This window comes from Marinoscillum furvescens DSM 4134 (assembly GCF_003386095.1).
GTDB classification, from domain to species: domain Bacteria; phylum Bacteroidota; class Bacteroidia; order Cytophagales; family Cyclobacteriaceae; genus Marinoscillum; species Marinoscillum furvescens.
Genome location: NZ_QREG01000015.1, coordinates 41663 through 60983, shown reverse-complemented (window position 1 = coordinate 60983; position 19321 = coordinate 41663). Strand labels below are relative to the sequence as shown.

The 19321-nt window shown below is 40.5% G+C and carries 17 protein-coding genes; 13 read left to right on the top strand and 4 right to left on the bottom strand.

Features of this window, described 5'->3' with window-relative positions:
- Window positions 1-396: 396 nt before the first annotated feature.
- The 10 genes from C7460_RS15395 (at window position 397) to C7460_RS15350 (ending at window position 11561) form a co-directional block, all read left to right on the top strand.
- Window positions 397-1197: a polysaccharide biosynthesis/export family protein gene (locus C7460_RS15395; protein ID WP_245986393.1), complete on the top strand. Its 801-nt coding sequence runs from the start codon at window positions 397-399 to the stop codon at window positions 1195-1197.
- On the top strand, window positions 1197-3566 hold the full coding sequence (locus C7460_RS15390) for a GumC family protein (RefSeq protein ID WP_115869015.1): 2370 nt from the start codon (window positions 1197-1199) through the stop codon (window positions 3564-3566). Before C7460_RS15395 ends, C7460_RS15390 begins: the two co-directional genes overlap by 1 nt.
- Window positions 3567-3572: 6 nt before the next feature.
- Entirely contained in the window at window positions 3573-4148 is a 576-nt protein-coding gene (locus C7460_RS15385; RefSeq protein WP_115869014.1) for an acyltransferase, read from the top strand.
- A complete protein-coding gene (locus C7460_RS15380; protein WP_115869013.1) occupies window positions 4141-5424 on the top strand; it encodes a lipopolysaccharide biosynthesis protein in 1284 nt (427 codons plus the stop codon). Before C7460_RS15385 ends, C7460_RS15380 begins: the two co-directional genes overlap by 8 nt.
- A 130-nt stretch (window positions 5425-5554) precedes the next feature.
- Window positions 5555-6826 (top strand): oligosaccharide repeat unit polymerase, encoded by a 1272-nt coding sequence (locus C7460_RS15375; RefSeq protein ID WP_221409543.1) that lies wholly within the window; start codon window positions 5555-5557, stop codon window positions 6824-6826.
- 16 nt (window positions 6827-6842) lie between these two features.
- On the top strand, window positions 6843-7769 hold the full coding sequence (locus C7460_RS15370; protein ID WP_115869011.1) for a sulfotransferase domain-containing protein: 927 nt from the start codon (window positions 6843-6845) through the stop codon (window positions 7767-7769).
- Window positions 7762-8658 carry a sulfotransferase family protein gene (locus C7460_RS15365; RefSeq protein WP_115869010.1) on the top strand — a complete coding sequence of 299 codons (897 nt, stop codon included), beginning with the start codon at window positions 7762-7764 and terminating at the stop codon, window positions 8656-8658. Before C7460_RS15370 ends, C7460_RS15365 begins: the two co-directional genes overlap by 8 nt.
- A complete protein-coding gene (locus C7460_RS15360; protein ID WP_115869009.1) occupies window positions 8655-9446 on the top strand; it encodes a sulfotransferase domain-containing protein in 792 nt (263 codons plus the stop codon). Before C7460_RS15365 ends, C7460_RS15360 begins: the two co-directional genes overlap by 4 nt.
- Window positions 9436-10596 (top strand): glycosyltransferase family 4 protein, encoded by a 1161-nt coding sequence (locus C7460_RS15355; protein ID WP_115869008.1) that lies wholly within the window; start codon window positions 9436-9438, stop codon window positions 10594-10596. Before C7460_RS15360 ends, C7460_RS15355 begins: the two co-directional genes overlap by 11 nt.
- Entirely contained in the window at window positions 10593-11561 is a 969-nt protein-coding gene (locus tag C7460_RS15350; RefSeq protein ID WP_115869007.1) for an NAD-dependent epimerase/dehydratase family protein, read from the top strand. Before C7460_RS15355 ends, C7460_RS15350 begins: the two co-directional genes overlap by 4 nt.
- Here the strand turns inward: C7460_RS15350 and C7460_RS15345 are convergent.
- Window positions 11558-12577 carry an acyltransferase family protein gene (locus C7460_RS15345; protein ID WP_115869006.1) on the bottom strand — a complete coding sequence of 340 codons (1020 nt, stop codon included), beginning with the start codon at window positions 12575-12577 and terminating at the stop codon, window positions 11558-11560. The two genes, C7460_RS15350 and C7460_RS15345, sit on opposite strands and share 4 nt — an antisense overlap.
- A 65-nt stretch (window positions 12578-12642) precedes the next feature.
- Here C7460_RS15345 and C7460_RS15340 point away from each other — a divergent pair, with 65 nt between their 5' ends.
- The 3 genes from C7460_RS15340 to C7460_RS15330 all read left to right on the top strand — a co-directional run bounded on the left by C7460_RS15340 (window position 12643) and on the right by C7460_RS15330 (window position 16057).
- Window positions 12643-13659 (top strand): NAD-dependent epimerase/dehydratase family protein, encoded by a 1017-nt coding sequence (locus C7460_RS15340; protein ID WP_115869105.1) that lies wholly within the window; start codon window positions 12643-12645, stop codon window positions 13657-13659.
- Window positions 13656-14879 carry a glycosyltransferase family 4 protein gene (locus tag C7460_RS15335; protein WP_115869005.1) on the top strand — a complete coding sequence of 408 codons (1224 nt, stop codon included), beginning with the start codon at window positions 13656-13658 and terminating at the stop codon, window positions 14877-14879. Before C7460_RS15340 ends, C7460_RS15335 begins: the two co-directional genes overlap by 4 nt.
- Window positions 14880-15181: 302 nt before the next feature.
- The gene (locus C7460_RS15330) at window positions 15182-16057 is read left to right on the top strand and encodes an NAD-dependent epimerase/dehydratase family protein (protein WP_115869004.1); all 876 of its coding nucleotides are present in this window, start codon (window positions 15182-15184) and stop codon (window positions 16055-16057) included.
- Between the two features lie 98 nt (window positions 16058-16155).
- On the opposite strand, the gene C7460_RS15325 is transcribed toward C7460_RS15330, so the two are convergent.
- The 3 genes from C7460_RS15325 to C7460_RS15315 form a co-directional block, all read right to left on the bottom strand.
- Window positions 16156-16797: a hypothetical protein gene (locus tag C7460_RS15325; RefSeq protein ID WP_115869003.1), complete on the bottom strand. Its 642-nt coding sequence runs from the start codon at window positions 16795-16797 to the stop codon at window positions 16156-16158.
- Between the two features lie 97 nt (window positions 16798-16894).
- Window positions 16895-17293 (bottom strand): hypothetical protein, encoded by a 399-nt coding sequence (locus C7460_RS15320; RefSeq protein WP_147302975.1) that lies wholly within the window; start codon window positions 17291-17293, stop codon window positions 16895-16897.
- A gap of 353 nt (window positions 17294-17646) precedes the next feature.
- Window positions 17647-18021, bottom strand: coding sequence for an endonuclease domain-containing protein (locus tag C7460_RS15315; protein ID WP_115869001.1), 375 nt, complete (start codon window positions 18019-18021; stop codon window positions 17647-17649).
- Window positions 18022-19321 lie beyond the last annotated feature (1300 nt).

Here is a 19321-nt window from a genome sequence, read left to right as displayed (position 1 = left end):
TATCTGCGACTTCTTTGCCTACTACTTATGCATATTGTCTACTCAACAGCAGTCTTATCCTTCAATAGTGGCACAGAAGGCAGTCTTATCCTTCGACAGGCTCAGGATGACTGCTGCCGAGTTTGCCTACTGTACTTTGCCAATTGCCTACTTTTACTTTTTAATATAAAGTCTCCCGTCTAAAGTCTTGCCTGCTGCCCTTTGTCTATAGCCTAATTTTTCTTGCGTCTTTTATCTAATGTCTACAGTCTAGCATCTCAGATCTTTTGTCTTAAATCTAAAGTCTAGCATCTTCCGTCTATTCTCCCCATCTTTGTTCTTTCTTCCTAATTGTTCATTATATTCGCTTCGCTATAGATTAACTAAAAATTCGAGTACGCCAAACACTAACTTTTTGTGAGTAAATACCTACCTCTTCTAATACTTACGGGTATTCTAGCTTCCTGCATTCCGAATCATAAAGTCGTCTACTTACAGGACAAAGGCCTGGATGCCATCACTTACGATGAGCTCATAGACATCTCCTACCCTGACTATCAGCTTCAGCAAGGAGACATCATCAACATCGATGTAAAATCCTCCAACCCGACCATTGGAGAAATTTTCAGACCTGCACAGGTTCCCAATAATGTAGGCGGGCTTGCCAACAGTGCAGCTGACATCAACTACATGTCTGGCTTTCCACTCAACAGTTTTGGTAAAGTAGAATTACCACTTGTGGGTGGTGTAAATATCGAAGGCCTAACGCTTACAGAAAGTAAAAGCAAAATAGAAACAGAGATCCGCAAATACATCACCGATGCTTACGTGCAGGTTCGTCTCGGAGGCATTCGCTACAGCGCGCTGGGTGAATTCAACCGCCCGGGAAGATACTCCATACTCCAGTCGCATGTCACCATCTTTGAGGCCATCGCCAATGCCGGTGACCTTACAGTATTAGCGAATCGCGAAAAAGCCATCCTCATCCGCCAATACCCGGAAGGCAGCAAAGTACACCAGATCGACCTGACCGATCAAGCGTTGATGAGTTCCGAATTTTACTTCATTCGCCCCAATGACCAGCTCTACCTCGAGCCCCTACCCGTACGCCAGTTTGGCTCCGGCGTGGGCGTCACTGGATTTCAGACTTTTACCAGCCTGCTCTCCGTGGTGTCCTCCGTACTTCTTGTCATTGTTTCACTGAATAACCTCAAGTAATGGAAAAGCGTACCCCTGCACCTCAGCAGTTTATTCAGTTTGAAGAAGAAGAAACCATCGACATCAAAGGGTTTCTTTTCCGGCTGTTAGGCATTTGGAAATGGATCCTCTTGTCCGTTTTTGTTTGTCTGGCAGTAGCCTTTTTGGTCAACCGCTACCAAACACCTAAATACCAGGTAAAAGGCTCCCTCCTGATCGATGAAGATCAGCAGGACATGAGTGCAGCTGTCATGGAAGAACTCGACTTCTTCGCCAGCAGTGTCAACATCGAAAATGAAATTGCCATCCTCAAAAGCTACTCCCTCACACGGGCAGTAGTAGACTCCCTGGCCCTATTCGTAACCATCGAAAAGCTGGGTAACGTACGAGACAGTGAACTCTATGGGCCAGATGTTCCTCTATTAGTGGCATTCGCCGAAAGGCCCGCCGACCACCAGCCCATTACCTTGCTCGCAAAAGTCAATGAAGACCTGACGCTCACCCTAAAAGGTGGGCCAAAAGCCCTGGGCGACCAGGAAGAAATCACCTACCAACCCGGCGAACCTTTAACCACGGAAGAACTTACTCTAAGCATTCGCTTAAACCCGGAAACCAACTGGCAAGAACAGATCGGCACTACCTTCCGCATCAAAATCCAAAACACCGAAGAGTTCACCAAAGAACTGCAAGAAAACATAACCATTGCGTCACTCAATAAGGACGCCTCCATTGTAGAGATCAAACAAGAAGCGGCACAGGCCAAAAAAGCACAGGACATCATCGCCACACTCATGAACCTGTACATCCACCGCGAGCTGGAGCTCAAAATGGAAACAGCTACCAAAACCATTGCCTTCATTGATGACCAGCTCACCGACATACAGGATGCGCTGTACTCAGCAGAGATGCAACTGGAAAACTTTCGCTCCGACAACAAAATACTGGACATCAGCCAGGAAGGAGTAGCCATCTATACCCGTCTGCAGGAACTGGAAAAGGAAGCCGCCAACACAGATCTGCAACTGAGCTACTACGAATATCTGCTCAACTACCTCAACACCACCAACCCTACAGGCAGCGTGGTGAGCCCCTCTACAGCCGGCATCTCGGATGCCTCGCTCAACAGCCTGGTACTGCAGCTGAACGAGCTGGAAAACCAACTCATACTGGCGGAAAGCAGCGCCTCAGAGATCAACCCACAGGTCAAACAGCTCAAAGCACAAATACAGGCCGTGCTCAAAGCCATGCGCGAAAACGTACGCAACCTGCGCAACACCACCAACATCCTGAAGGAAGACCTGCAGCTACAAATAGAAGATACGGAGCGCGAACTCAACCGACTGCCCGCCAGTGAGCGCCAGCTGCTCAACATCCAGCGACGGTTCAACCTCAACGACGACCTGTACGTCTACCTGCAGCAAAAACGTGCCGAATCAGGCATAGCAAAAGCCAGTGCCGTGGCCAGCTCCAAAATCATAGACCCCCCACTCGTTTACGAACAGACACAACCAAAAAAACTGCTCAACTACGCCCTGGGCATTTTCTTCGGTGGGTTTATTCCCATCGTGGTATTGATCCTTCGTGACTATTTCGTCACCAGCGTGCAGAGCGCTCAAGAGATCGAAAAGAAAACCGACCTGCCACTGCTCACCACCATTGGGCTCAGCCATCACGACACCGAGCTGGTCATGGCCGAAAAGCCGCGCTCCGTAGTGGCCGAAGGATTTCGTACGCTGAGAGCCTCACTAACCTTCCTTACGGAAAAGCCCATCCAAACCATCATGCTCACCTCCTTCGGGTCTGGAGATGGCAAAACCTTCAACTCCATCAATACAGCCATCATGATGGCCAAGACAGGCAAGAAAACCATTCTGCTGGGACTAGATATGCGCAAACCCAAGATCTTTGATTCGTTTGGAGTCAGCAATGACGTGGGTGCCAGCAACGTACTGGTGGGCAACAAAAACCTCAAAGAGGTGATCCACCACACCTCGGTGGAAAACCTCGACTTTATCAGCTCCGGACCCGTGCCGCCCAATCCGAACGAATTAATTCTGCGTGAAGCATTTGCCGACATGATGGCCACCCTCAAAGACCGCTACGACTGTATCATCATTGACTCCCCTCCCGTAGGGCTCGTCTCTGAGGGCTTCGAGCTGGCCAAGCATGCCGACTGTGTGCTCTTCGTCGTACGCCACCAGAAAACCCCGAAAATAGCGCTAAACCATGTAGAAAAACTGCGTGAAAAGCAGCTACTTCACAACATGGGCATTGTATACAATGGCATAGACTTCAAAAAAGGCTCACGCCGCTACGGGTACGGATATGGCAGCTATGGTTACGGTAGCTATGGGTATGGGGGTTATGGATCAGGCTACTATCAAGAATAGATAAGTATGAGTAGAATAATCACAGTGTTTATCATAGGCTTGCAAAGAATTAAAGCAAGAATTCTAGCCATGTATTATTTTTTCCATCCTCTATTTGACATTAAACAACCTTTCCATACTCAGATCTTAGGGACTATCTCTATCAAACCTCGATACAACAAAAAAAGTAACTTAAAAATATCCATTGATGGAAAGTGTGTTATCAATAAAGGGTTATGTATTCAAGGCTGTGGTGAATTAAAACTGTCAAATGGAGTAAACCTTAATGACAATTGTTATGTAATTGTTAACGATTCAATTCTTATTGGTAGGAATACGATTATTGCTCCTCATGTCGCTATGATTGACACTTCACATAATTTCAAAGACCCTCAAATTCCGATTAAATCACAGGGATCAACGACCAAACCAATATCAATTGGTGAAAATGTTTGGATTGGAAGGGGAGCCACTATTCTTATGGGAGTGACAATAGGTTCTGGATCAATCATTGCTGCTGGATCGGTCGTTAATAAAGATTCTGCACCTAATAGCATCGTAGGCGGTGTCCCTTCGAAATTTTTGACTTTTAGAAATGCCTAAGTCCCTTAGAACAAATTCTGCAATATACATCTTAGGAACACTTTTTACCAAAGGATCGAAATTTCTACTTCTCCCATTATATATAATTTATTTAAATAAATCAGAAATTGGTTCACTAGCTGTTCTTGAAGCAATAATTGCATTGATGACTAACCTTTTGTCTTTTGGTTTGCCGGCTGCAATACAAAGGATAGGAATGAATACATCAAATAAATCATACTACAGCAACATTCTTGTTTATAAGCTAGTGGTAGGCATTTTGGTAATCCTTATAATTCTCCCTCTATGCTATTTTTTGAATTTTCAAGTGTGGTGGGTACATACGTGCTTAGCTGTACTAATTGGTTTTTTGCAATCCAACCTTCTAATAATTGAAAATAAGTTTATTGCAGAAGAATCCTCTTTAAAACATAGATCTTATACTTTTTTGCGTTTTCTAATTATCACGCTACTTATTGCCACTTATGTAGCGTTAATAGAGGGTGGAGTTACAGAAATAGTTGTAATACAATTAGTAGTCTTAACCCTATATAATATTCACTTGATTCTCAGGTTGAAGGTTTCCGAAATAAAGAAAATTAAGGAGGAAAAACAGTCGATAGCTTTTGGATTACATTCATTACCTTTTGGTTTAGCGCTTTGGGGTCTAAATATGGCTGATCGATTAGTACTTGAATCATTCGTTGATCTGGAGGCCCTATCTATATACAGCGTTGGGTATCAAATTGCTTCAATAATAATTGTTGTAGCAATGGGGATAAGAGACGCCTGGAGGCCCAAACTGTACAAGACTCTAGAAAATGAGCATAAGCACTATACCAATAGCAAGGTCTTCATATATTATTCATGGATCATTTTCCTCCTATGTTCCGGTATTCCTTTAATCTCACAATTCATATTTGATTCTTTCGAATCATTATCTCAATACACCAATTCATTAAGAATTACATCAATAGTAGTTATCGGCATGTATTTTCAATCTTTGAGTATAGCATTGATTGGCTTATTACTTTATCAAAACAGTGCCAAATTAATATCTCAAATAAGCATCATAATATTCTTGATTAACTTAGGTTTAAACATTGTTTTTGTGCCTAAATATGGTATTTATGCTTGTGCATATATCACTATAATAACTTACCTCCTCCAGTTTACGATAACAGGAATATTTGTTAAACGTGTTTTTCACAATATTTACATGAATGTATTTTACCTTGGAGTAACCATTCAAAGTATATTATTCATTCTTACTTTGAAGCTGATAACCAATTCTTGATATGGTCAAGCTAATTCGACTTGTCTATATTATTACTATCACAATTCTCGCAATCGTTGAATTAATATTCTGGAAAGGATATCCTTCTATCCTCCTCATATTTGCGGTGTTAATACAACTCACTTTAGTAATGTATTTAACTCCAAAAAGATTTCACTTTCTCAACCCAATATTCATTCTTTTTATAACTACCAACTTGTCAGTTTTAGCTCGGGCATATTATATGGTATACTCGAACTCCACAGATGTAAAGTCTTTTCTGTTGTTTGGTCATTCTTATGATACGTTTGTCATTGGTGCGTTGTGGATAGTATTATCTTTTATTCCTTTTATTGTAGGATATAGTTATGCGGAGAAAAACTTAAGTCAATCCACAAATTATTTATCAATTAACTGGAATGTAAAAAGACTCTGGTTTTCAGTTATCTGTCTTGTGATTTTAGCATTTATCGGAGTGTACTTTTTTCTTACCGAAATTGGCATAGATAATACCGAGGCAATAATGGGTGATGTGTCCAAAAAGAGGTACAAAAATTTAGACGACTCTAAGTACGCTTCGAGTATGGGCTACTTGAGACTTTTGGCCTCCTTGAGTGAAATAGCAACCTATTTAATCATAGTATACCGACTAAGTTCACGTCGCAAACTTGGCCCACTGGGAATCAGCTTATTGATTCTGGCCTTTATGACAAGTTCATTTTTTGCGTTTTTTGTAAGTAGTAGAACCGCATTAATTACGTTCGCCTTAAATATTGCTATAATTCTCTACGCCTATCGAAAGCTTTCTTTAAAGCTAATTGTCACTGGATCTATATCTATAATTCTTGTATTCTCTCTTATGACTAAACTACGTGAAGAAAAGTCAGGAAAGGAATCCACCCTCGCGAAATCTGTAGAAAAAATAATAGTGAATAGAAACCTCCTCGGAATTTCGAGAACAGGAATTGTCCTCAATGAAACTCCTAAAGAATTACCCTTTCAATACGGGAAAAGCCTGTTCCTTTGGCTTGTATCTCCAATTCCTCGTGCTGTCTGGAAAAACAAGCCAGCTATTAGCATTGCGAAAGATATAGGAAGTAACGTTTTTAAAATGGAAAGCAGGTCAGGGGTTCCTCCGGGAATTATCGCTGAGAATTTCATTAATTTTGGGTACTTAGGGTTTCTATTAATGTATCCGTTCGGTTACATCTTTGGAATTATTTTTCAAAAACATAGAATTAATAGAAATTTTGTGGAGCCAGATAAACTATTGATATATTTAATTCTTGCTGTGAATCTTTCAACTTTATTTTTTGGAGGTACCTTAAGCCAAACAATTGTGGGCACCTTACAGGTATTAATTCCGACGATAATCATTTCAAAATTTGTACTACGTAAATATCCAGTATTTACCGTTACATAATTCTTATTAAACCATAATGATTCAAAATCAACTTGACTTCATCGTAATTGGTGCTCAAAAATGTGCAACTTCTTGGTTGTATTATTGCCTAAGTGAACATCCTTCTATTGTAGTTCCGAGAAAAAAATATGAGCCGGGATATATTGGAGGAAAGGTATTTAATGAACAAGGTCCTGAATGGTTTTTTAATCGGTTCCCTGAATCAGACACCAAGGTTGGAACCCTTAAAGGTGACATTTCAGTAGACTATTTATATGATTCCCATTCTGCTAAGGCTTGTCGTCCATTTGTTCACGATCAAACTAAATTTATAGCATCTCTTCGACACCCAATCGAACGAGCGATTTCCTCGTATTACTGGTATGTTAGGAGAAAAGAGCTCCCTTTGAGCTCATTAGAAAAAGGACTTGAACCAATTTTAGATGCACGTCCTGGATTTCCAGATAAATTTGAAAACAACATTTACGAACAGATAGTCAAACGGGGTTGCTATTCTGGCCAAATTGAACAGTATACTTCAATATATGGCCCAGAAAGCTTTCACGTTACACTTTTTGAACTAATTCAAAACTCACCACAAGAAGTAATTAAAGGGCTTTATAAAACTTTGGCAGTAGATGATAAATATGTTCCTACCTCTTTAAATTCGAAACCTAAACAAAACGCCCATCTCTCATTACTACTCCAGTTCGAAAGAATTGCAAACATCAAACCTATTGCGAAGCTGGCCAATTACATGAATCAAACAGCTGTCTATCTAGGAATGTCCAAAAAACCTAAAATCTCAAAAAACATGGTTGATAAACTCCATGAGTTATACGCACCTGTTATTGAAGAAACAAGAGAAGTCCTCATTAAACTTCCTGAAACCAATAGACCAAAAGATGGTGAAATAAAGAACTTATGGAGTAAATCCACATATAGAATTAACACGAATGACTGATCAACAAATTGATAATGCCTTAAAAAATTCTATAATAGTCATCGGTGCACCTCGATCGGGCACTAGTGTATTAGCAAGAATATTGGAGGCACACCCAGCATCCGTTCACATCAAAGAACCTCGAACACTTTGGAAATTTGGAAACGACCGAAAAAGTGATTGCCTTTCTCCCTCAGATATTACCCCTCAGATTAAAAAACACATTCGAAAAAAGCTAGCAAGCTGGGTACTTGCAGAACAAGGAAGTATTTTAGTAGAGAAAACACCTTCTAATGCTCTGCGATTAGAGTTCTGTAAAGAAATTATACCCGAAGCGAAATTCATCCATATTATTCGAAATGGTTATGACTCCTCACTTTCAATTAGAGATTATTGGAACAATTTTCGGTCAGGAATAATTTATAATCGAACTGGTTCTAAAACAACTGTTCTTCAACAAAGATTGAAAGAACTATCTTATAACCAAGTACCATTCTACGTGTCCGAATTTCTAAAAAGGGCATTACCATTACCCGCACGATTAAAAGAGGTCCCTTGGGGTCCACGTTTCCCGGGATTGATGGCGACTAAGAAAGCTATAGGAACTTTAGGGGTTGCGTCTCTTCAGTGGCGTTATTGCGTTGAATGTGCTTGTCATGCTGGAGATCAATTACCTGACGATAAATATTTGGAAGTCCGTCTTGAAGACCTGGATGAAGATATGTTAGATCAAATTTTAAAATTTGCAGGTATATCAAAAACGAATGAAATCAAAACCTATTTTCATGAGAATTACCGCTCCGTTCGCGAAGGCCAACGATACCAATCAGCAACTCAAGAAGAACTAAAGGAAATGAATAAATGGATTGCCCCAACTATCGATTGGCTTAACAAAAGACGTACAAAATGAAAACTTCATATCAATTTAGAAAATACAATCCCATTTGGATCGGAGCAAAAGCCTATTTATGGGGAAGGAGTTTGGCTAGTTTAAATTCAGATGATCTCATATTCGCCTTTCACCCCAAAACCGGAAGCACCTGGGTTCGAATATTTTTCTATAACCTTTTCCGGGATAAATCAAACGATTTCACCTTTGATGAGCTTAATCAAACCATGCCAGAGTTCGGAAATAAAAGCTTATTCAAAAGATGGCCGTTTCAAAATGTCCCTAGAATCATCAAAACCCACCAACCCTATCGTAGCTTTTTCAAGAAAAATAAAAAAATACTCTTTGCTCGTGATCCTAGAGATACAATGTATTCCTATTTACATTATGCCAATGCTAAAAAAGCCTTTGGCTTTTCTGGTGACTTAAAAGACCTTGTGTATTCTCAAGAATTTGGCTTAGAGCAATACATGAGATTTTACCAGTCATGGGTAGATAAGGCTGAATTAATTATAAAATACGAAGAATTGATAGCTGACCAAACGGAAACATTCTTTAAGCTCGTTCAAACACTCGAACTTCCTTTTTCCAGAGAGGATGTAATAGAAGCTGTAGAGCTTTCCTCCATTGAAAAGACAAGAAAAGCACAAGAAAAAAGTGAAAAATACTTTCAATACGGATTTGATAACAAATTTATTTTTGCACGTAAGGGACAAGCGGGGGATGGAGTAGCCCAATTCAGTTCTGAGCTTAATATTTACTATTCTAAACTTAGAAATCAGTATAACTTCAATTTATATGACTTTTAAAGTTGAGGTAATCTATTGTGGTAGTTTAGGATTCTCTGGTCAAACAACTGCAATTGCCAAAATAAAAGAAGTAATTGATCACAGTCCTATGGACATTAATATCAATCAAACAGAGTTCCCAGCGATTGATAGATCAAATCGGATTACAGCATTCAAATCCCTGATCAAAATCTTAGTCCTTTGGGTGAAGATTTTTAAATCTGTGACCTCAACAACAAACATCTATTGTTTCGGGCATGGCCAATCATTCTTTTCATTAATACGTTTGGGAATTCCTCATTTAATAATTCATTATTTTAAAAAATCAAGCTATAAAATCACTACTCTACATGGGAATGAATTCTTAAACTGGTCAAATCAAAGCCTATTATTTCGAACATTTAAATTCTTTTTATTAAAATCGAACTTCATAGTAGTTACAGGACCTACTGTTAGACGAGCAATAATTGAAATGGGAATACCTTCCTCTGCAGTAAAAGTCATTAACAATCCATGCGAGGTTAATTATATCCCAAATAAAGAGTTCGCTCAGAAATGGAAACACACTACTCCTCTAAAAATTCTACATTTAAGCCTTCTCATAGAGTCTAAAGGATTTCCGCTATACTTAAAAGCATTACAAAAATTCGCGCAAGATGTGAAAGTTCCAGTCGAGGCGACACTTTGCGGTCCGTTAGTCTCCACTAAATTTTGCACTCAGTTCAAAGATGAAAGGGATAAAGAAGATTGGATTAAACGAACAATAAAAGACATAAATAAAAGCAGTCCCAACTTAAAAGTATCCTGGATAAATGGAGCAAAAGGAGCAGCCAAGGAAAAGCTCTTTAAAGAGGCCCATATTTTTGTGTTCCCTTCAACTTTTCCTGTTGAATCACAACCATTAGTATTAATTGAGGCAATGGCATCCGGTTGTGCCATTATTTCATCAAAAGTAGGTGAAATAACGTCATTTTTAAATCCACACAATGCTATACTCCTGGATAACGTGAATGTAGAATCCATATCAACTAAATTAAAAGAGCTAACAATACAACCAGATAAAGCTAAACTTCTTGCTCAAAAAAGCTTAGATGAAAGCACAACAAAGTTTAGTCTTGACAACTACCGAACAAATTGGCTTAACGTCATTAAACAAGCTGAGGTAAAATGAAAAAAGTATTAGTAACCGGTAATGCCGGACTTATAGGCCGAGCGCTCACCAAAGCACTTTTAAAAAGAGCTTATATTGTAATAGGTGTTGATTGGCACAAATGTGATGAGGACTTTAAACCAACTAAGCATTACCTGTGCGACATCAATGATCATGATAAATTCAACTCCATCCTAAGCACAGAAGACCCGGATTATATTATCCACCTGGCAGCTAGAATTGACCTGAACGGCAAGTCAGTGGACGAATATCAAACCAATACCACTGCTGTAAAAAACCTTGTGGAGCAAACCTCCACTCTACCAAATCTGAACAGGATCATATACACTAGCTCGATGCTCGTCTGCAAAGCAGGATATGTCCCCAAATATGACACAGACTACTTTGCAACTACTCCATATGGAGAAAGCAAAGTAATAACTGAAAAACATGTTCGAAACTATGAGCATACTACGGATTGGGTGCTGGTAAGACCTACCACAGTATGGGGACCTTATATAAATGAACATTACCTGAGTTTTTTAAGACTATTGAAAAAAAGACTTTACTTTCACAGCAGTAGCAAACCACTTTACAAAAGCTATTCTTTTGTAGAGAACATAGCTTTTCAATATATCAAAATTATGGAAGCTGAATCTTCGCAGGTGCATAAGAAAACATTCTACCTCGCTGATTACACCCCCCTTTCATTACGAGAATACACCACAAAATTAGCGCTGAGTGTAGGTGGTAAAAAGCCTATAACCTTACCTCTGTGGTTGGCCTCAATACTGGCCAAATTGGGTGATCTAACTAAGGTTCTTGGTTTACCATCCCCATTTAATAGCTTTAGGCTTAATAACATCCTGACAGAATATCAATTCAATACAGATGAACTGCAAAAAATAACAGGGCCACTACCTGTTGATTTCATGGAAGGCATCAATAAAACGGCGAAATGGTTCTCACAAGAAAAGCAGAATTAACGTTTTTTATTAGAACTTAAAGATTTTACAGTCTGTATTTTACAATTTGGTTTGACAAGATCACTTAATCGAGTCAAAAAATACTTCTCGACTAAAGCTCCAATTAACGACAATCCTAATAACGCAAGAATATTGATAGGAAATACAATTTCATGCAAGGCCGATTCCCTAATTAAAATAAAGTGAATAATATAAATTTCCAAAGTGTATTTTGATAGATTATCCGTAATGGCCACAAAAACTTCGGGTAGCTTATTGAAAATCTGCTGAAAAGTGACTAAAAAACTATTCAGAGTCAAGGTGAGAAGCAAAAATAGTACCGGTGTTAATAAGTAAGACTGTGTTTTAACAATGTAATATTGAAAGGTGATTACTGGGACAATTAACAACAACCAAAAGGGCGATGAAAGGAAGGATTTGTTACCATTCCCCGTGGCATGTATCGTACCTAGTGTAAATACCAAAAGATAGAACAGCCAGCTGGCTATAGGTGGAATGCTACCAAAATTTGTAATCTCACCATTTTGCGCTAGCAGATAAAAACATAATGGAAACAAAAATACCAATGCATTTTTGAGATACCTGAAATAAGTGGCATTGTTCTTTTGTCTAGCGATGACATAAAACACTACATAAAAAACCATTACTTTTTGAATATAGTGATATCCATCCGCAAGAATCAAGTAGCGAACATAGTCCATCGGTGCCCACTCGCGCCAATTAGATAAAAACAAAATACTGAATAGAATATGAGAAAAGATCAGTGTCGGATAAATACGTCGAAATCGCCTGGAGTAATAGTTTATAAAAGAACGCTTTTTGTTTGACCAGGACTTCATCAAACCGTATCCGGATACAAACAGAAATAATGCATTCCCAATCAACCCCCCCCCGGCAAGCCATGGAAATGGATAGTATTGTTCCAAATGAGAATTCACGATCAAGAGCATGGCCAAAACTAGAAGTAAGGACAAATCATTTCTCTTATGGGCGACTTTTTTAGTATCCGAAATCATTAAATTAATTAGTTTTGAAAAGCGTCTTGAAGATTCGAAAAATAGATATAAAAAATGATAAAGATATGAAAAAAGCAATCGTTTTAGGTGGAGGTGGTTTTATTGGCGGTCACCTTGGTAAAAAACTAAAAGAAGAGGGATACTTTGTAAGAATCGCTGACATTAAACATCATGAATATTTCCCTCATGAAGAAATTTGTCATGAGTTCATTAAATGTGATCTCACCGACCCTAAAGCAGTTGAACTTGTCATTTTTGAAGACTGTGATGAATTATATCAATTAGCAGCTGATATGGGTGGAGCAGGTTATATTTTTACTGGCAACAACGATGCAAATGTCATGCACAATTCTGCCATGATCAATCTAAACGTTGCTAAAGAGTCAGTTAAAAAGAAAGTTGGAAAGGTTTTTTATTCTTCTTCAGCCTGTATGTACCCTGAGCACAATCAAATGGATCCTGACAACCCCAATTGTGAGGAATCATCGGCATACCCGGCTAACCCTGATTCTGAATATGGGTGGGAAAAATTATTCAGTGAAAGACTTTTCTTTTCTTTTAATAGAAACTTCGGTCTCGATGTTCGCGTGGCTCGCTTTCATAATATTTTTGGGCCTCAGGGTACCTGGACCGGTGGCAAAGAAAAAGCTCCGGCAGCAATGATTAGAAAAGTAGCTGAAGCAGAGGAAGGAGGTGAAATCGAAGTATGGGGCAATGGAAAACAAACTAGAAGTTTCCTTTATGTCACTGAATGCGTTGAAGCTGTAAGAAGACTTATGAAATCCGATTTTCAAGGTCCTGTGAACATTGGTTCTGAAGAAATGGTGACCTTAAATCAATTGGCACAGATTGCAATTGATGTTTCCGGGAAAGATTTGTCTATCTATAATATTGAAGGCGAAGAATTCGAGCAGAAATATGGATTTAAGTGTCCTTTAGGTGTTCAAGGTCGTAATTCAGACAATAAACTATATCGAGAAAAAATTGGCTGGGAGGTATCGATGCCTCTGCAGGATGGAATGAAACTAACATTCGATTGGATTTCTAGTCAAGTACAGAACAAGAAGCCTCTTAAAGTTTGAAAATACTAGTACTCACCCAGGTGTTTTATCCAGATACAGTTTCTGTATCACAGCACCTTACTGATTTTGCCGTGTACATGTCCAAACAAGGACATGATGTAAATGTGCTCACAAGCAGTTATGCTTATGACGAAAATAGGTCCAGGTTCAAAAAGCATCAAGTATTTAATGGAATTCAGATTAGGAGAGTAAATCAAACACGCTTTGGAAAAAAAAACCAGATATCCAGGTTAGTTGATTTTGCTAGTTTCTATTTAAGCATCTTTCTCAAACTTCTTTTTCAAAAGAAAAATCACGATTTAATCCTCGTTACTTCTGTTCCTCCGATGTTGTCGGTACTAGGAATATTAGTAGCTAAAGTCAAACGCATTCCGTTATACTATTGGCTCATGGATTTACAACCCGAACTCTCGATTAGTTCAGGTTTACTTACAGAAGGATCATTTATTTCGAAAACACTATTACGATTAAGCAACTATAGTATCAAACATTCAAAAAGAACAATTGCATTAGATCGGTTTATGAAAGCTTACCTGGAGCAAAGAGGGATTAAACCTGAAACGATAGTGGTTCACCCGGTTTGGCCAGTCATGAGCAAAATTTATGAAGGAGATAGGTTGAATAACCCCTTTAGAATTGAAAACGATTTCGGAGACAAGATTGTCGTCATGTACTCAGGAAATCATTCGTATGTCCACCCTCTTGACACTTTGCTAGAAGCGTCATTGGCGCTTAGAGGTGACGACAGGTTTCTGTTTGCTTTCGTTGGTGGTGGTGTGAGAAAAAAAGATGTTTCGAGTTTTAGGGAAAAACATAACCTATCAAACATTATTCAGTTGCCATTTCAACCAAGAGAAAATATTCACAATTCACTGGGTTCATCTGATATTCAAGTGGTAATAATGGGTGATGGGCAGGTAGGATACACCCATCCAAACAAAATTTATGGAGCCTTATTTATTGGGAAACCGATTATTTACATCGGTCCGAAACCTTCACATGTTGAGGATATTTTAGAGAACTTAAAAGGAAACATAACCGTAGAACATGGCCAATCGGATGAATTGGTCGAAAAACTTTTGGAGGTAGTTTCATCGAAAGAATCAATACATGAAATCGGAAATAACAATAAGGAATATGCCCAAACCCATTTTAGCCCCGGAACACTGATGTCTCAGCAGTATGAATCGTTATTTACAGATAACAATTGTATCACATAGACCAGTGAGCAATGCTCACTGACGCTTCTGGGTTTGTAGCCACCCGAATGCTAGCTTCAGCTCCCTAGTTCAGATTCTATCAGACCACCCCTCTGCAAAACTAAGATGTGGAAACCATCAACGTTTTTAGCAACATGTCACCAAGTGGACTCAGTAATGAATCCTGGAAAAGTCGGCTATTACTCAATCAGGAAATTATTCGAGCATGTGCTGAGAATGGGATTACCACGAACCTTTTTAAATTGAGCCTGAAGTACTTCCAAAAAGTCTTCGAATACGTAAAAAGATAACTTTTTCACCAAATGACCATCCTCCTCACAGGCGCCTCTGGGTTTGTAGGCACCCGAATGCTAGCTACTGCCCCTGATCACGTCTCCTACCAAACTACCTCGCTACAAAACAAGGACGTAGGAGCCATAGACCTATCCGGTATTTCTACAGTCATCCACCTAGCTGGCATCGCTCACCGCATGGAGCCTACACCAGACGCGCTATACCATGACGTTAATCACCACCTCACCCTAGAATTTGCAGAACATGCCAAAACTAAGGGAGTAAAACACTTTATTTTTCTAAGCACCATCAAGGTTTATGGAGATGAAACTCTGCAAACCAATACCATCACAGAAGCAACCCCATGCCAGCCCAATGATGCCTATGGAGCCTCTAAACTTGCCGCAGAGCACAATTTGAAAGAACTGGAAGACGAAAATTTTACTGTATCCATCATTCGCCCTCCGCTCATCGTAGGACCTGGAGCTAAAGGCAACCTGCTTTCTTTGATGAAGCTAGCTAAAAAACCCATTCCCCTACCCTTTGGAGACATTACCAACGAGCGCGCCATGGTGCATGTAGACAACCTCATTGCTTTCATGTTGCATTTAGCTGAAAATCCGAAAAGTGGCACGTATCTCATCAATGAAGAACATCCTCCCTCCACCACAGCACTGATCTCACATATCAGAACAGCCATGGGCTATCGAAGACCTATGCTCGTACCTATCCCTAGCATACTAAGAAAATTGATAGCCAATAAAAAACCGGAACTCCACCAGCGGCTGTTTGGCTCCATCCGTATAGATGCCTCTGAAAGCAGGGAAGTCACGGGTTTCACTCCCCCTCATGATCTTCATAAGGGCATCCATGAAATGGTCCAGTCTTTTTTAGGCACTAAATAGCTAAAGACCCAGGCAACCTAAACCAAAAAAAGCCCGATTGCTCGGGCTCTTTTCTTCTCAAATAAAACAAACAATGTCACCGTCATACGGTCATTTACCTAGTCTACAATCATGCGTGCTGCCAGGTAGCCCTTGTAAAAGGTCGCATTGCGGGTAGCAAAGACCTTCATCACCTTATCCAGGCGTTTGTCTAGCAGCTCATGGGCCTGGTCAAACAGCGCTTCCAGACTTTCCGTAGCCTGAGACGAACGAATCCGGTACATCCGTGGCTGTCCGTGTAGTTCCAGGTAGTCATCCAGCTCATTCATCAGGTCCGTCACCATGGCCTCACTGCAGCCATACGGCACCAGCTCCTCCATGCGGTCATTCGCTGCAGTGATGATCTCCGAGATGGTTTTGCTAAAATCCTCATTGCTTACTCTAAACAGCTCCGTGGCACTGGCTCCCATGCGTTGTTCTAGCTTGGCGTCCCCTTCCACTCCGGCATAGGCCTCTATCACATCATTGAGCATGTCGGCCTTCTGGGCTACCACCTTTTTCAATTGGCTTTTGGTTTTACCCAAAAACACCTGCGCCTGCATCTGGGAGGCAGATACCGCATCTATAGCGGCATTGACATTGTCCAGCTCAGTTTTGAAAGTTACAATCATCGGAGTGGCATTCCAGATCGGTGCGTGTTCATTGAGGTAAGCAGCTACAGTTTCCTGCATTTCCTTTCGGTTGATTTGATTTCTAGTCATTTTGTAAAATGGTTATTAGGTGAATACTATGAATCAGTTATCTAAAATAGCATTTTTTATAAAATCCAAACAGTTTTATTCTAATTTTTATATCCATTTAATAATCAGCGCCTAGCAGCTGATATAAAACCAAAACATCCAAATGACTCATGTTGTGCATTGAGCGGTCCTTGCTAAGCATTGAGAGGTCCTTGTTAAGCATTGAGAGGTCCTTGCAAAGCGTTGAGGGGTCCTTGCTAAGCATTGAGAGGTCCTTGTTATCCATTGAGGGCTCCTTGTTATGCATTGAGAAGTCCTTGCTAAGCATTGAGCACCGCTTGTTGGTCATTGAGCAGTCCTTGTTATCCATTGAGGGGTCCTTGTTAAGCATTGAGAGGTCCTTGCTAAGCATTGAGCACCGCTTGTTGGTCATTGAGCAGTCCTTGTTATCCATTGAGGGGTCCTTGCTAAGCATTGAACACCGCTTGTTGGACATTGAGAGGTCCTTGCTAAGCATTGAACACCGCTTGTTGGACATTGAGCGGTCCTTGCTAAGCAATGAGGGGCTCGTAGTAATCGATCCTGTTGGTCACAAGACCAACAGGGGCGTAAAATTTGCTTATTGTCTTTGGTCTAATGTCTTTTATCTAAAATCTACTCTGCCAATGGTAATTTAGAGCAGGTGAAGTTGATCACACTTGAGAAAATAGCCAATTATTCATCACCACTCTTCACACCAAAACCCATCAATATCGTCAAACCCTGCACAATCAACTCCCCTCTTGAGAGGGGACTGAGGGGCGCCCGGCCAGGGGTGTGTCTATACGTCCTGCAATAGGCGCTCGGCAAGGGGCGCCCGACTAAAGAGGGTTACCGTTCATACTCCTCAATATACCCTTCAATGGTCCGCAGGACATTATGAATATCTGTGAACACTTCTTTGTCCTCAAACCTGAGAACCTTCACCCCGACGGATGCAAGCTCCTCCTCCTTAATCCGATCCTTCTCTTGTACCTCCTCAAAAGTATGTGAGCACCCATCCAGTTCTATTACCAGAGACAGTTCAGCACAATAAAATTCAGCGATATAATTGAGCAGCGGTTTCTGTCGATGAAAGTCATATCCTTTCATCTGCTTACCCTTCAGGTATCTCCACAGCATGACCTCCGATTTGGTGCTGTTATTACGCAGCAACCTGGCCAATTCTTTAAGGTGAGGATTGTATGGAATAATCTTTCTTCTCACACGGTAAGTGGGGTAGTGTTGATGAAAGATAGTGGTTTTATTTCATACCGCCAACACACCCCTAGCCCCTCTTAAGAGGGGAACATGAGTGCATAGTTAGTTTGTTTACTTCTAGCTTACAGGTAATCTAGATTAAGATGACATTGATCCGCTCTGGAGGAAATAGCCAATTGTTCATCACCACTCTTCATACCAAAACCCATCAATATCGTCGAACCTTGCACAATCAACTCCCCTCTTGAGAGGGGAATAAAAGGGGTGTGTTAATACGTCCTGCACCAAACCTTGGAGGTTTTCAAAACCTTCAAGGTTTATCGCTACTACTTCGCCTATTGCCTATTGTATCTTCTTATCATTCGACCATGCCTGCGTAAACTCCGGCAGGCTGACAGGCTCACGGTGACTGCTTCCCCATTTGCCTACTGTTCTTTGCCTATTACCATGAAATCGCTCCTGTTGGTCACAAGACCAACAGGGGCGTAAAATTTGCTTATTGTCTTTGGTCTAAAATCTAATGTCTAAAATCTTGCCTTTTGCTCTTTGCTTACTACCTATTATATCGAGCGCCTATTTTCTACGCTCCTCCTCCCCTCTTGAGAGCGGAACATCGGTACATAGTTAGCTTGAATACACTAGCTTTTACAGGTAATTCAGAGCAGGTGAAGTTGATCACTCTGGAGGATATTGTCAATTATTCATCAACACTCAGCACACCAAAATTCATCAATACCGGCAAACCATGCACAATCAACTCCCCTCTTGAGAGGGGAATAAAAGGGGTGTGTTAATACGTCCTGCACCAAACCTTGGAGGTTTTCAAAACCTTCAAGGTTTATCGCTACTACTTCGCCTATTGCCTATTGTATCTTCCAGCAGTCTTATCATTCGACCATGCCTGCGTAAACTCCGGCAGGCTGACAGGCTCACGGTGACTGCTTCCCCATTTGCCTACTGTTCTTTGCCTATTACCATGAAATCGCTCCTGTTGGTCACAAGACCAACAGGGGCGTAAAATTTGCCTATTGCCCTTGGTCTAAAGTCTAATCTCTGAAATCTTGCCTTTTGCTCTTTGCCTACTGCCTATTATATCGAGCGCCTATTTTCTACGCTCCTCCTCCCCTCTTGAGAGCGGAACATCGGTACATAGTCAGCTTGAATACACTAGCTTTTACAGGTAATTCAGAGCAGGTGAAGTTGATCACTCTGGAGGATATTGTCAATTATTCATCAACACTCAGCACACCAAAATTCATCAATACCGGCAAACCATGCACAATCAACTCCCCTCTTGAGAGGGGAC